Source organism: Mycobacterium sp. MOTT36Y (assembly GCF_000262165.1).
GTDB classification, from domain to species: domain Bacteria; phylum Actinomycetota; class Actinomycetes; order Mycobacteriales; family Mycobacteriaceae; genus Mycobacterium; species Mycobacterium intracellulare.
This window is the reverse complement of sequence record NC_017904.1, coordinates 2,022,392-2,035,549: the sequence shown is the minus strand read 5'-3', so window position 1 is coordinate 2,035,549 and position 13,158 is coordinate 2,022,392. Positions and strand designations below refer to the sequence as shown.

Sequence of the window (13,158 nt, the reverse complement as noted above, 5' to 3'; positions counted from 1 at the left end):
TACACGTTCGCCATGGACCAATCCGACGCCCCACTGCTCGATGCGCTGGCCGACTATCGGGAAAAGAACCGATACGGGTTCACGCCGCCCGGCCACCGGCAGGGCCGCGGCACCGACGAGCGGGTCCTCGCGGTCCTGGGCCGTGAACCCTTCCTCGACGACGTACTGGCCAGCGGCGGCCTGGATGACCGCCGGACCAGCAACAAGTACTTGAAGAACGCCGAAGACCTGATGGCCGAGGCAGTGGGCGCGGACACCGCGTGGTTCTCCACCTGCGGCAGTTCCCTGTCGGTGCGGGCGGCGATGATGGCGGTGGCCGGCGGCGAGGGCAGCCTGCTGGTCAGCCGCGACAGCCACAAGTCGATCGTGGCGGGGCTGATCTTCTCCGGCGTGCAGCCGCGCTGGATCACCCCCCGCTGGGACGCCGCGCACCACTTCTCTCATCCGCCCTCGCCGGAGCAGGTCGAACAGGCCTGGGACAAGCACCCCGAGGCCGCCGGCGCGCTCGTCGTCAGCCCCAGCCCCTACGGCACCTGCGCCGACATCGCCGGGATCGCCGAGGTGTGTCACCGGCGCGGAAAGCCGCTGATCCTCGACGAGGCGTGGGGCGCACACCTGCCGTTCCACGAGGACCTGCCGACCTGGGCGATGGACGCCGGCGCGGACGTCTGCGTGGTCAGCGTGCACAAGATGGGCGCCGGTTTCGAGCAGGGTTCGGTGTTTCACCTGCAGGGCGACCTGATCGATCGGGATCGCCTGTCCGCCTGCGCGGATCAGCTGATGACCACCAGTCCCAGCGTCCTGTTGTACGCCGCCATGGACGGCTGGCGCCGGCAGATGGTGCAGCACGGTCATGAATTGCTCGGTGCCGCACTCGATTTGACGCGACACGTGCGTGAGGAGATCGAACTCATCCCGGATGTGGAGGTTCTCGACGACGAGTTGCTCGGCGCGCAGGCGTCCCACGACCTGGACCGGATGCAGGTGCTGATCGACGTATCCGCAACGGGCACTTCGGGTTATCAGGCCGCCGACTGGCTGCGGGCGCACGCGCACATCGACGTGGGGATGAGCGATCACCGCCGCATCCTGGCCACCCTGTCGATGGCCGACGACAAGGAGACCCTGGGGCGTCTCACCGACGCGCTGCGCGCGTGGCGCACCGCCGCCGACGACTTCGAGCCGCCGCCGAGCATCGCGCTGCCCTCGCCCGACGAGCTGCAACTGGAGTCCGTCGAGTTGCCGCGTGACGCGTTTTTCGGGCGGGTGGAAACGGTGTCCACGGACAGCGCCGCGGGCCGCATCGCCGCCGAGCAGATCACCCCCTATCCCCCGGGCATCCCCGCCGTCGTGCCGGGTGAGCGTCTCAACGATGCCGTGCTGGACTATCTTTGCTCGGGCGTCAATGCCGGCATGAATCTGCCCGATGCGGCCGATCCGTCGCTGAACACCATCCGGGTGCTCGCCACGTAGAAAGCCCGCTAAAAGCCCAGCCGGCCAAGCTGTTTGGGGTCGCTCTGCCAGTTCTTGGCGACCTTGACGCGCAGGTCGAGGTACACCTTGGTGCCCAGCAGCTTCTCGATCTGGGCGCGCGCGGCGGTGCCGACGTCGCGCAGCCGGGCCCCGCCCTTGCCGATGATGATGCCCTTCTGGCTGTCGCGTTCGACGTAGAGCAGCGCGTGCACGTCGATCAGGTCGTCGCGGTCCTCCCGCGGGCTGACCTCGTCGATGACCACGGCCAACGAGTGCGGCAGCTCGTCGCGCACCCCCTCCAGGGCCGCCTCCCGGATGAGCTCGGCCATCAACACCTCTTCGGGTTCGTCGGTCAGTTCCCCGTCGGGGTAGTAGGCGGGCCCGGGCGGCAGCGCCGCGGCCAGCACGTCGATCAGGACGTCCATTTGCGTCCCGGCCACCGCCGACACCGGGACGATCTCGGCCTGCTCGCCGACCAGCGCGCTGACCGCGACCAACTGCGCGGCGACCCGGTCCTTGGGCGCCTTGTCGATCTTGGTGACGATGGCGACCAGTGTCGCCTTGGGCGCGGTCGCCCGAATCTGCTCGACGATCCACCGGTCGCCCGGGCCGATCGCCTCGTCGGCCGGGATGCACAGCCCGATCACGTCCACCTCGGCGTAGGTGTCGCGCACCAGGTCGTTGAGCCGCTTGCCCAGCAGGGTGCGCGGGCGGTGCAGACCCGGCGTGTCGACCAGGATGATCTGGAAGTCGTCCCGGTGCACGATCCCCCGGATGGTGTGCCGGGTGGTTTGTGGCCGTTTCGAGGTGATCGCGACCTTGGTCCCGACGAGCGCGTTCGTCAGGGTCGACTTCCCGGTGTTGGGCCGGCCGACCAAACATACGAAGCCGGAACGGAATTCAGTCATGCTGCGGGGGTTCCTCGCCATCGGGTGAGCCGTCGGATTCGACGGGGCTGAGCAGGACGGTGCCGATGCGTACCCGCCCACGGTGATCCGTGCCGCCCTCGGCGTGCAGCCGCAAACCGTGGGAGATCACCTCGGCGCCCGGCAGCGGCACCCGGCCCAATTCCAGGGCGAGCAGCCCGCCGACGGTGTCGACGTCGAGGTCGTCGTCGAACTGCACGCCGTACAGTTCGCCGAGGTCCTCGATCGGCAGCCGAGCCGACACCCGAAAACGCTTGTCGCCCAGGTCTTCTATCGGCGCCGTCTCCGCCTGGTCGTACTCGTCGGCGATCTCGCCGACGATTTCTTCGAGCACGTCTTCGATGCTGACCAGGCCGGCGATCGCGCCGTACTCGTCGACGAGCAGGGCCATGTGGTTGCGGTCGCGCTGCATTTCGCGCAGCAGGGCGTCCAAGGGCTTGGAGTCCGGCACGAAGACCGCCGGCCGCATCACCTGCGCCACCGGGATGGTCCGCCCGCCGCCGCCCGACAAAAACGTCTGCTGGACAAGGTCTTTCAGGTACACGACGCCGACGATGTCGTCGACGTTCTCGCCGATCACCGGGATGCGGGAATGGCCGCTGCGCACCGCCAGGTTGATGGCTTGGCTGGCGAATTTGTCGCTTTCGATCCAGATCATCTCGGTGCGCGGGACCATGACCTCGCGGGCCGGGGTGTCGCCGAGTTCGAAGACCGACTGGATCATCCGGCGTTCCTCGGCGGCGACCACGCCACGCTGCTGAGCCAGGTCGACGACCTCGCGCAGCTCGATCTCCGAGGCGAACGGCCCGTTCCTCAACCCGCGCCCCGGGGTGACCGCGTTACCCAGCACCACCAGGAGCCGGCTGATCGGCATCAACAACCACGAGATCGCTTGCAGCGGAAGCACCGTCGTCAACGCGATGGAATAGGCGTGTTGGCGGCCGAGGGTGCGCGGGCCCACCCCCATGACGACGAAGCTGGTCACCACCATGATGGCCGCGGCGCCGAACAATCCCCACTTCAGCCCGAAGTTGTCATAGAGGAACACCACCAGCAGCACGGTCGCGGTGATCTCGCAGGTGATCCGCAGCAGCACAACGAGGTTGATGTAGCGGGGACGCTCCGACATCACCTTGGACAGCGCCACCGCGCCCGGCCGCTCGTCGCGCACCATTTCCTGAACACGGGCCAGCGACACCGTGCTGATGGCCGCATCGATCGCGGCGAAAAGCCCGCCCAGCGCGATCAACGCGACCGCGGCGAACAGCTCAGACCAGCCGGTCAACGGTCATCCCTCGACGTGGTCACTATTCCCCTGTGGCATCACGAGGACTCAGCGGCGTCGTCCTCGCTGCGGTTCCGGCGATTGAGCAGCCAGGCGACCAGGCCCACCACCACGGCGAACCCACCGAAGCGCAGCGCCATGGTCCACACGGATTGGTGGGGTTGGCCGGGCTCCGGGTGGTGAACGGCGAGCAGCACCAAGAAGCCGCCGTCGTCGGTGAGGCCGACGCCCGGCGTCGGCTGGGTCTTGATCACCCGGATCTGGGCGGGCGCGCTGCTGGAGTTGTCGATCTGGCCCCAGGCCAGGGTGGAGTCGTCGAGCAGGAACGTGTCCTGGCTCCCCGGGGATTGGCTACCGTCGTGGCCCACCACCGCCACGTGGCCCACTTCCACGGTCTCGCCCTTGGCGGGAACGGACACGACGACGTTGTCGTACAGCTTCGGGGGCGCCGGCGGCTTGTAGTCCGGCGGCGGTGGCCCGTTGTATCCGTTGAGCGGTAGCGAGCCACCCCCGTAGAAGCTGCCCGAGGCCACATAGCTGTCGCCGACCGCGGTGAACGGGACGACGCCGACGGTCGCGGCGTCGAGCACCATCCGCGCTCCGCGCGGGAGGTACAGCTGCTGGTAGGCGCCGTTGTAGAAGTAGCGGAACGTCATCGCCTGATTGAGCGGGTTGTAGAGGGTTGGGCGGCGGTAGGCATCGTCGTAGTCGACGTAGTCCCAGTGGCGCGGCCGCACGAACCGGTGCTCGTCGATCTTGAGGATGTCGACGTTTTGCCGGTGGGCATTCACCACGTTTTGCACCTGCTGGTTGAAGTCCACCTCGGTCGGCGGCTTCGGCGGGTTGGCGGGGTCGGCGCGGGTTACCGGCGCGGCCTTCGCCGCTGCGATCGCCACCGAGGGCGCATCCAGCCCTCGCGGCGGCGCGACCACCGGGGCGTTTCGCGGCGCATCGGGGCCGGGCGGATTGATCTCGAGCACCGGGACGGTGTTTTGGCCCGCGTTGGGCGGCGGCAGGACCACCGGTTGCTGCACCGGCGGCGGAAGCGGGGGCGGTTCGTACGCCGGGATGGGCACCTGCGGAACCGGTGTCGGCGCGTTGCTCGCGGGCCCCTGGACGCCGCGCTTGTCCTCGTTGCACACGTTCGCCGTGTGATAGGCGTTCACGTAGAACATGCAGCGCTGGCAGGACACGGGGTTCGAGCCCGCGCCGGCGCAGGGCGCCGCCTGTGCCACCGTGCCGGGGATGGCGACGATCATCGAGATCGGCGCGAACGCGATGGCTGCCGCCACCAGGATCCTGAGTCGGCTCAATTGTCGAAATACCTTGACTTGTCAAGCAATCGGCGATCGCGCTCTTCCTGGCGGTCCTGGCGGTAGGCCTCGACCTGGTCGGCGACCCACTCCTCGAGCAACCGGTCCTGCAGCGCGAACATCTCCTTTTCCTCGTCCGGCTCGCCGTGGTCGTAGCCGATCAGGTGCAGCACCCCGTGGATGGTCAGCAGCGCCAGCTCGTGCCCCAGGCTGTGCCCCGCCGCGGCGGCCTGACTGGCCGCGAATTCCGGGCACAGCACGATGTCGCCCAGCATCGAGGGCCCGGGCTCGGGGGCGTCCGGGCGCCCGCCCGGTTCGAGCTCGTCCATCGGGAAGCTCATCACGTCGGTGGGCCCGGGCAGGTCCATCCAGCGCATGTGCAGGTCGGCCATCGCCGCGGTGTCCAACAGCACCATCGACAGCTCGGCCGCCGGATTGACGTCCATCTTGGCGATGACATGCCGCGCGACGCTGATCAACTCGGCCTCGGAGACGTCGATGCCCGACTCGTTGGATACCTCAATGCTCATGGAACCCGCTCACCGCACCATCATCGGCGACCGCGCGAGCCCGACGCCCGCCTGGCCGCCCGGTTCATCGTCAGGTCGGGCTCTTCGAACTTGGCGTAGGCGTCGACGATTTCCGAGACCAGCCGGTGGCGCACCACGTCCACGCTGGTCAGTTCCGCCACGTGGATGTCCTCGACGCTGTCGAGGATCTCCATCGCCGAACGCAGACCCGACCTGGCCCCGCCCGGAAGGTCGACCTGGGTGATGTCGCCGGTGACGACGATCTTGGATCCGAAGCCCAAGCGGGTGAGGAACATCTTCATCTGCTCGGCGGTGGTGTTCTGCGCCTCGTCGAGCACGATGAACGCGGAGTTCAACGTCCTACCACGCATGTACGCCAGCGGCGCCACCTCGATGACCCCCGCCGACATCAGCTTGGGGATCAGCTCGGCGTCCATCATGTCGTAGAGCGCGTCGTACAGCGGCCGCAGGTACGGGTCGATCTTCTCGCTGAGCGTGCCCGGCAAAAAGCCAAGGCGCTCACCGGCTTCCACGGCCGGGCGGGTCAGGATGATGCGGCTGACCTGTTTGGTCTGTAAAGCGTTGACCGCCTTGGCCATTGCGAGGTACGTCTTGCCGGTGCCGGCCGGGCCCACCCCGAAGACGACGGTGTTGGCGTCGATGGCGTCGACGTAGCGCTTCTGGTTGAGCGTCTTGGGCCGGATCGTCTTGCCGCGTCGCGACAGGATGTCCAGCGTGAGCACTTCGGCCGGTGACTCGTTGTCGGTGCCGGCCAGCATGGCGACGCTGTGCCGGACCACCTCCGGGGTCAACGGCTGCCCACCGGCGACGATCGCGATCAGTTCGGAGATCACCCGTTCGGCGAGCGCGACGTCGGCGGGCTCACCGGAGATGGTGACGGTGTTGCCGCGCACGTGCAGATCCGCGTCCAGGGTGCGTTCCAGCGAGCGCAGGTTCTCGTCTGCCGAACCCAGCAGGCCCATGACGGAATGGGGCGGAACGTTGATGCTGCTGCGAACTTGAGCGTCGGCCTGGAGGGGTCCGGCTGCGTCAGCAGCGCTGGTCTCGCGGGGCGTCACGTGGTTTTCGATGCCTGCCTTGTGTGAAGTGCTCGCCGATTCCGGCGTTTTCTAGCGTTTTTATCCTACCGCCGGGTCGACGCTCGCCCAATGTGCAGCGCGCGACGAGTCATTACAGGCTCGACGGGTGGTCCCATCGCGGGGTCAGCACCCCCAGCGCACCGAGCGCCACGGCCGCGGCGGTCGACGTCCGCAGCACCTGCGGACCCAGCCGCACCGCCGTCGCGCCCGCTTCGGACAACGCCGCCATCTCGTCGTCGGCGATCCCGCCCTCGGGACCGACCACCAACAACACCGATAGCGCTCCCGCGAGGTCGGCGCCGGCGAGCCGCTCGGTGGCCGACTCGTGCAAGGCCAGCACCGTCGCGCCGCCGGCCACCTCGTCGCGGATGCGCGAGGTCAGCGCCGGGGTGGACAGCACCCCGTCGACCAGCGGGATGTGCGCCCGGCGCGATTGCCGGGCCGCCGAACGGGCGACCGCACGCCAGCGGCGCAGACCTTTCTCGACCCGGGCGCCGTGCCAGTTGGCCACGCAGCGGGCGGCCTGCCAGGCCAGGAACCCGTCGGCCCCCGCCTCGGTGGCCAGCTCGATGGCCAGCTCCGATCGCTCCGACTTCGGCAGGGCCTGCACCACGGTCACCGGCGGGGTTCCGGGCGCGACGCTCCAGCGCTTGAGCACCCGCGCCCGCAGCCCGTCACGCCCGGCGTGCTCCACCTCGCAGTGCGCCAGGCCGCCGGCGCCGTCGCCGAGCACCAGTTGCTCGCCGGGGCGGATCCGCCGCACGCTGGCGGCATGAAACCCCTCGTCACCGCCCAGGACGGCCAGCGCGCCGGTCTCGGGCAGCGCGTCGGCGTAGAACAGGGTCGCGACCATCGGCGCGCCTTGACTAGCGTCCGGTGAACGTCTCGCGGAGCCGGCTGAACAGGCCGCCGCCGGCGTGGGTCGAGCGCACCTCGGGGACGTCGCGGCTGCGGCGGGCCTTCAGTTCGCGCAGCAGTTCGGTGTCGCGGGCGTCCAGGCGGGCGGGAACCACCACCTCGACGTGGACATGCAGATCACCGCGGGTGCCGGTGCGCAGGTGCGGCATCCCGTGGCCGCGCAGCGTGATGACCGAAGCCGGTTGGGTGCCCGGCGGAATGGTGATCTCGCTGACGCCGTCCAGGATGGCGTCGACGGTGACCGTGGCACCCAGCGCCGCGTCGACCATCGGCACCGACACGGTGCAGTGCAGGTCGTCGCCTTCGCGGACGAAGACGTCGTGGCTCTGCTCGTGCACCTCGACGTACAGGTCACCGGCCGGCCCGCCGCCGGGTCCCACCTCGCCCTGGGCGGCCAGCCGCACGCGCATGCCGTCGCCGACACCGGCGGGGATCTTGACGCTGATCTCCCGGCGGGCGCGCACCCGGCCGTCACCCATGCACTGGTGGCACGGGTCGGGGATGACGACCCCGACGCCGCGGCAGGTCGGACACGGCCGCGACGTCATCACCTGCCCCAGCAGGGAGCGCTGCACGGTCTGGACCTCGCCGCGACCACCACACGTGTCGCACGGCACCGGAGCCGAGTCGCCGTTGGTGCCCTTGCCCTGGCAGCGGTCACACAGCACTGCGGTGTCGACGGTGACCTGCTTGGTGACGCCGGTCGCGCACTCTTCGAGATCGAGCCGCATCCGCAGCAGCGAATCCGAGCCGGGCCGTACCCGCCCGATGGGACCTCGGGAGGTCGCGCCGCCACTGAAACCGCCGCCGAAGAAGGCCTCGAACACGTCGCCCAGGCCCCCGAAACCGCCGCCGAAACCGCCGCCGGCCGCGGCCGCGTTCTCCATCGGATCGCCGCCCAGGTCGACGATCCGCCGCTTCTCGGGGTCGCTCAGCACCTCGTAGGCGACGCTGATTTCCTTGAACTTCGCCTGCGCGGCCTCATCGGGATTGACGTCGGGATGCAGTTCGCGCGCCAACTTGCGGTACGCGCGCTTGATCTCCGCGTCACCGGCGTTTCTGCTCACGCCGAGCAGCCCGTAATAATCGCGTGCCACGCCTGACTCTCCTATACCTGGTCTTCTCCGCGCCTACCCACACTGCGGGTGCGCGTTCATCGAGCACCCAGGACTTCGCCGATATATAGGGCAACCGCGGCAACGCTGGCGATAGTTCCCGGATAGTCCATCCGGGTGGGCCCCAGCACACCCATTCCCCCGTACACGGTGTCGGAGGTGCCGTAGGCGGTGGTCACCACGGAAGTGCCCAGTATCTGATCGGCGGCCGTCTCGTGGCCGATGCGAACCGTCACCTTACCGGCTTCCTGCTGGGCGGCCAGCAACCGCAGCACCACCACCTGCTCCTCGAGCGCTTCCAGGATGGAGCGCAGCGAGCCGCCGAAATCGGCGGCGTTGCGGGTCAGGTTGGCGGTGCCGCCCATCAGCAGGCGTTCCTCGGTGTGCTCGACGAGTGACTCCAGCAACACCGTCGCCGATCGGCCCACGGCGTCGCCCAGCCCTTCCGGGCTGCTCAACTGCCCGGCGAGGTCGGCCACCGCGACCGAGGCGGCCGACAGTTTCTTGCCCACCAGCGCCTGGCCGAGCATCTCCCGCAGCTGGGAGAGTTCGTGGTCGTCGATGACGTCGCCGAGTTCGACCACGCGCTGGTCCACCCGGCCGGAGTCGGTGATGACGACCATCAGCAGCCGAGCGGGCGTCAGGGCGATCACCTCGAGGTGGCGCACGGTCGACGACGACAGCGTCGGGTACTGCACGACGGCCACCTGCCGGGTCAGTTGCGCGAGCAGCCGCACGGCGCGGCGCAGGACGTCGTCGAGGTCGACACCGGACTCCAGGAATCCCTGGATCGCGCGCCGTTCGGCCGAGGACAGCGGCTTGACGTCGTCGAGCCGGTCGACGAATTCGCGGTAGCCCTTCTCGGTGGGCACCCGCCCGGAACTGGTGTGCGGCTGGGTGATGTAGCCCTCGGCCTCGAGCACCGCCATGTCGTTGCGGACGGTGGCCGACGAGACACCCAGGTTGTGGCGCTCCACCAGCGTCTTGGAACCGATCGGCTCTTTGGTGGCGACGAAATCAGCGACGATGGCCCGCAGCACCTCGAACCGTCGGTCATCGGCAGTTCCCACTGGTCGTCACCTCCTTCGATACCGCTTTGACCCGGTTCATTTTACGGTCTCGGGCGCCGTCGCCCGCACCGGTGGAGCGCAAGCGTCTGCTCGCCGGGACGGCCGGTGTCCGGCTAGCCTTTCCAGCATGAACCGGTCGGGCCACAGCTATGCGTCGGGGGAGATCGGCCAATGATTTTCAAGGGCGTGCGCGACGGCAAACCGTATCCCGAGCACAACCTGTCCTATCGGGATTGGTCCCAGATACCGCCGCAACAGATCCGGCTCGACGAATTGGTCACCACCACAACGGTGCTCGCGCTGGACCGCCTGCTCTCGGAGGACTCCACCTTCTACGGCGACCTGTTCCCGCACGCGGTGCGGTGGAAGGGCACCACCTATCTCGAGGACGGCCTGCACCGCGCGGTGCGCGCCGCGCTGCGGAACCGCACCGTGCTTCACGCCCGCGTGTTCGACATGGACATGCCCCTGGGCCAGCCCGGGTGAGTTAGTGGTCACGTTTGGGCCTTCCCGCGTGTCGACCTAGTGAGGACGTTGGTTCACGACCACAACTTGCCGGGAGGATCGCCATGCCACGGCTACAGGGAGTCTCCGACCGCGACGCCGGCCTGGGCGCCAAGATCGCCTTCTTCTTCACCAGGCGCAAGCTCGCGCAGATGACCGGGCTGGAAACCGCGGGAATGCTGGAACCGCTGCGGATGTATGCGCACATCCCGAGACTGCTCAACGCCTACGGCAAGTTGGAGCAGGCCGAATCGAAGCTGGACGTTCTCAGCCCGCGCCACCGAGCGCTGGCGGAGCTGAAATCGGCGACGACGGTGCGCTGCGAATACTGCATCGACCTCGGCTCGCAGATCGCCCGGCAATGGGGCATCACCGACGAAGAGCTGCTGGGGATGGCCAATTATCGGGACGCGCCGTGCTTTTCCGACGTCGACAAACTGATCCTCGAATACGCGACCGCGATCAGCCGCACCCCCGTCGAGGTGAGGGATGAGCTTTTCGAGGCGCTGCGCGCGCACTTCGACACCGCCCAACTGGTCGGCCTGACCCACGTCATCACGCTGGGCAATCTGCGCGCCCGCTTCAACATCGCGCTCGACATCGGGTCGTCGGGCTTTTCCGGCGACCGCGTGTGCGCCCTGCCGGAGACCGATCGGCCGTGACCAATCCCGATGCGTCCGCGCCGTCACCGCCGTCACTGCGGGCATTGACGGCGCGCTTCGAGGCGGCCCGGCCGCGGTTGGGCGCCCTCGCCTATCGCATGCTCGGCTCGTTCGAGGACGCCCAGGACGCCGTGCAGGAGGCCTGGCTGCGGTTGAGCGGCAGCTCCGGGGAGACGATCGCCAACCCCGACGCGTGGCTGACCACCGTGGTCGCCCGCATCTGCCTGAACATGTTGCGCGAGCGCCGAACTCACGGCAGCGAGGAGCTGAGCGCCCGCCTGCCCGACCCGATCGTGGAAACCGACGAGGAATTCGATCCCGAACACCGCGTCATGCTGGCCGACGCGGTGGGGCTGGCGCTGTTCGTGGTGCTGGACACGCTGCCGCCGGCGGAGCGATTGGCCTTCGTGCTGCACGACGTCTTCAGCGTGCCGTTCGATCAGATCGCCACCATCGTCGATCGGACGCCGGAGTCGGCCCGCAAGCTGGCCAGCCGGGCGCGCCGACGGATCGAGCGGGCCGATCCGGTTCCCGACGGCGACCTCGCCGCCCAACGCGAGGTGGTGGACGCCTTCTTCGCGGCGGGCCGCAGTGGTGACTTCGAGCGTTTGGTGTCGGTGCTGCATCCCGAGGTGGTGCTGCGAGGCGACTTCGGCCCGGCCGCGGCGGCGTTCCGGGCCGACGGTGCGGCCTCGGTGGCCAGGCTGGCCCGAAGCTACGCCGGGCCCGACCGCGAGGTGCGCGCCGCGACCGTCAACGGCGCCGCCGGCGCCGTCATCGTCGTCGCCGGACGCGCGGCGTCCGTCATGGGATTCGTGGTGCGCGGCGGCCGGATCCGGGCGATCGATGTGCTGGCGGATCCGGCGCGCCTCGCGAGATTAAACCTTGGTACCGATCACTGACCGGCGGCCTGCAGCAATTCCATCGCCGAGGCCCGCGACAGCACCCAGCCGCCCTGGTTGACGAAGGTGACGTTCTGGGTGACCGGTGAGGTCAGCTTGGGACCGGAGACCGACACGTCGGCGGTCGCCGAACCGGCGGCAGTCGGTTGGATGTTCGTCACGTCGAACGACAGCGGCAGGTCACCGTTTTTCGCGGCCTTCTGCAGCTTCTTGTCGGCAACGTGGGCTTCGATGCCGCTGATACCACCCTGCACCAGGTTGCTCTTGTTGCTGAACGACACGCTCGGGTCGGCCAGGCTGTTGAGCAGGCCGGTCAGCTGATCGGGAGTCGGGACGTTGGCCCCCACGACCGGCTGCACCGGCGGGGGATCCTGCGGAAGCGGCGCGCCGATCGTGGCGAGCTGCACCCCGACCTGGGGGGTTGGGCTCGGCTCCGACATCGAGGTCAGGCCGGCGGCCGCGCCGCCGACGATCGCCAGTGCTGCCACGCCGGTGGCAAGCGTTTTAACGGTTTTCATGGTTCCCCCTTCGGTGGGCACGAAAGTCGACGCACGGGTGGTGTCAGCGTGCCCTTTTCGTCTCTTATTTCGTGTCTCGGCACCGATACGTTACGGCCGGCCGTTGTGCACACAACATGAGCAACCTGTGCGCCGGCTGTGCGGGGGTCGCCGCAGATGCCACACCCCATGCGCCTCCGGAAGGCGACGCATGGGGTGCGCTGGAACATCTGGCGCGTCCGCCCGATTGGCATCGGGTTTACGCGCGGTGATCAGTTGGTGGCGGTCGCGGCCTGTATCAGCGCGATCGCCGCGTCGTGCTGCAGGACCCAGTTCCCACCCTGGTTGACGAACGCGAGGTGCTTGGTCACGGGGCCGGCGAACTTCGGGCCCGTGATGGCGACGTCGGCCTGGGCCATGTTCGGACCCGCCGGCGCGATGTTCGTCACGTTGAACTGCTCGGGAAAGTTCCCGTTGCGGTAGGCCTTTCGCAGGTCGTGGTCGGCCACCATGCCCTCGTTTTGGCTGACGCCGTTTTCAACGAAGTTGGCCTTCTCCCTGTAGTTGACGCCGGGGTCGGTTACCTGGTTGCACAGAGTGGCCAACTGATCGGCCGTCGGCAACTGGCCCGGCGCACCCGGCGGCGGGGGCGGAGGCGGCGGCGGGTCCTGCGGCAGTGGCGCGCCGACCGCAGCCAGTTGCACATGATCCAGACCCATCGGTGCTGCAATGGAAGCCACACCGGCGGCGGCGGCGCCGCCAATGGCGGTCAGCGCCGCCACGCCCGTGGCAATGGACTTCACGGAATTCACAGGTCCCCCTTCGATGCACATGGACCGTGGCGGAAATCTTGGGGATCGCCG

Annotated in this window: 14 protein-coding genes; 4 read left to right on the top strand and 10 right to left on the bottom strand. The window is 68.7% G+C overall.

Going from position 1 to position 13,158, the window contains the following annotated elements; genetic code table 11:
• Positions 1 to 12 precede the first annotated feature (12 nt).
• Positions 13 to 1,473 carry an aminotransferase class I/II-fold pyridoxal phosphate-dependent enzyme gene (locus W7S_RS09450; protein ID WP_008255597.1) on the top strand — a complete coding sequence of 487 codons (1,461 nt, stop codon included), beginning with the start codon at positions 13 to 15 and terminating at the stop codon, positions 1,471 to 1,473.
• A gap of 8 nt (positions 1,474 to 1,481) precedes the next feature.
• On the opposite strand, the gene era is transcribed toward W7S_RS09450, so the two are convergent.
• From era to hrcA, 8 genes are all read right to left on the bottom strand, one after another.
• Positions 1,482 to 2,381 (bottom strand): GTPase Era, encoded by a 900-nt coding sequence (gene era / locus W7S_RS09445; protein ID WP_008255596.1) that lies wholly within the window; start codon positions 2,379 to 2,381, stop codon positions 1,482 to 1,484.
• Complete coding sequence (locus W7S_RS09440; protein ID WP_008255591.1) at positions 2,374 to 3,684, bottom strand: hemolysin family protein; 1,311 nt, start codon at positions 3,682 to 3,684, stop codon at positions 2,374 to 2,376. Before W7S_RS09440 ends, era begins: the two co-directional genes overlap by 8 nt.
• 38 nt (positions 3,685 to 3,722) lie before the next feature.
• Positions 3,723 to 4,943, bottom strand: a complete 1,221-nt coding sequence (locus tag W7S_RS09435; RefSeq protein WP_263646491.1) for a hypothetical protein — start codon at positions 4,941 to 4,943, stop codon at positions 3,723 to 3,725.
• Positions 4,944 to 4,993: 50 nt separating this feature from the next.
• Entirely contained in the window at positions 4,994 to 5,527 is a 534-nt protein-coding gene (ybeY, locus tag W7S_RS09430; RefSeq protein WP_008255587.1) for an rRNA maturation RNase YbeY, read from the bottom strand.
• Positions 5,528 to 5,547: 20 nt separating this feature from the next.
• Positions 5,548 to 6,606, bottom strand: a complete 1,059-nt coding sequence (locus W7S_RS09425; protein ID WP_036428749.1) for a PhoH family protein — start codon at positions 6,604 to 6,606, stop codon at positions 5,548 to 5,550.
• 112 nt (positions 6,607 to 6,718) lie between these two features.
• Positions 6,719 to 7,480, bottom strand: a complete 762-nt coding sequence (locus W7S_RS09420) for a 16S rRNA (uracil(1498)-N(3))-methyltransferase (protein WP_008255584.1) — start codon at positions 7,478 to 7,480, stop codon at positions 6,719 to 6,721.
• 13 nt (positions 7,481 to 7,493) lie between these two features.
• On the bottom strand, positions 7,494 to 8,642 hold the full coding sequence (gene dnaJ / locus W7S_RS09415) for a molecular chaperone DnaJ (protein WP_008255583.1): 1,149 nt from the start codon (positions 8,640 to 8,642) through the stop codon (positions 7,494 to 7,496).
• A gap of 56 nt (positions 8,643 to 8,698) precedes the next feature.
• Positions 8,699 to 9,730: a heat-inducible transcriptional repressor HrcA gene (hrcA, locus tag W7S_RS09410; protein WP_008255582.1), complete on the bottom strand. Its 1,032-nt coding sequence runs from the start codon at positions 9,728 to 9,730 to the stop codon at positions 8,699 to 8,701.
• 171 nt (positions 9,731 to 9,901) lie between these two features.
• Here hrcA and W7S_RS09405 point away from each other — a divergent pair, with 171 nt between their 5' ends.
• The 3 genes from W7S_RS09405 to W7S_RS09395 all read left to right on the top strand — a co-directional run bounded on the left by W7S_RS09405 (position 9,902) and on the right by W7S_RS09395 (position 11,798).
• Entirely contained in the window at positions 9,902 to 10,216 is a 315-nt protein-coding gene (locus W7S_RS09405; RefSeq protein WP_008255581.1) for a type II toxin-antitoxin system VapB family antitoxin, read from the top strand.
• Between the two features lie 83 nt (positions 10,217 to 10,299).
• Complete coding sequence (locus W7S_RS09400) at positions 10,300 to 10,896, top strand: carboxymuconolactone decarboxylase family protein (RefSeq protein WP_008255579.1); 597 nt, start codon at positions 10,300 to 10,302, stop codon at positions 10,894 to 10,896.
• Positions 10,893 to 11,798: a sigma-70 family RNA polymerase sigma factor gene (locus W7S_RS09395; RefSeq protein ID WP_008255578.1), complete on the top strand. Its 906-nt coding sequence runs from the start codon at positions 10,893 to 10,895 to the stop codon at positions 11,796 to 11,798. The genes W7S_RS09400 and W7S_RS09395 overlap by 4 nt, the downstream gene beginning before the upstream one ends.
• Here W7S_RS09395 and W7S_RS09390 read toward each other — a convergent pair.
• Both W7S_RS09390 and W7S_RS09385 read right to left on the bottom strand, forming a co-directional pair.
• Positions 11,792 to 12,316 (bottom strand): hypothetical protein, encoded by a 525-nt coding sequence (locus W7S_RS09390; protein WP_008255577.1) that lies wholly within the window; start codon positions 12,314 to 12,316, stop codon positions 11,792 to 11,794. The genes W7S_RS09395 and W7S_RS09390 overlap by 7 nt on opposite strands.
• 251 nt (positions 12,317 to 12,567) lie before the next feature.
• Positions 12,568 to 13,107 (bottom strand): hypothetical protein, encoded by a 540-nt coding sequence (locus W7S_RS09385; RefSeq protein WP_008255575.1) that lies wholly within the window; start codon positions 13,105 to 13,107, stop codon positions 12,568 to 12,570.
• Between the last annotated feature and the right edge of the window lie 51 nt (positions 13,108 to 13,158).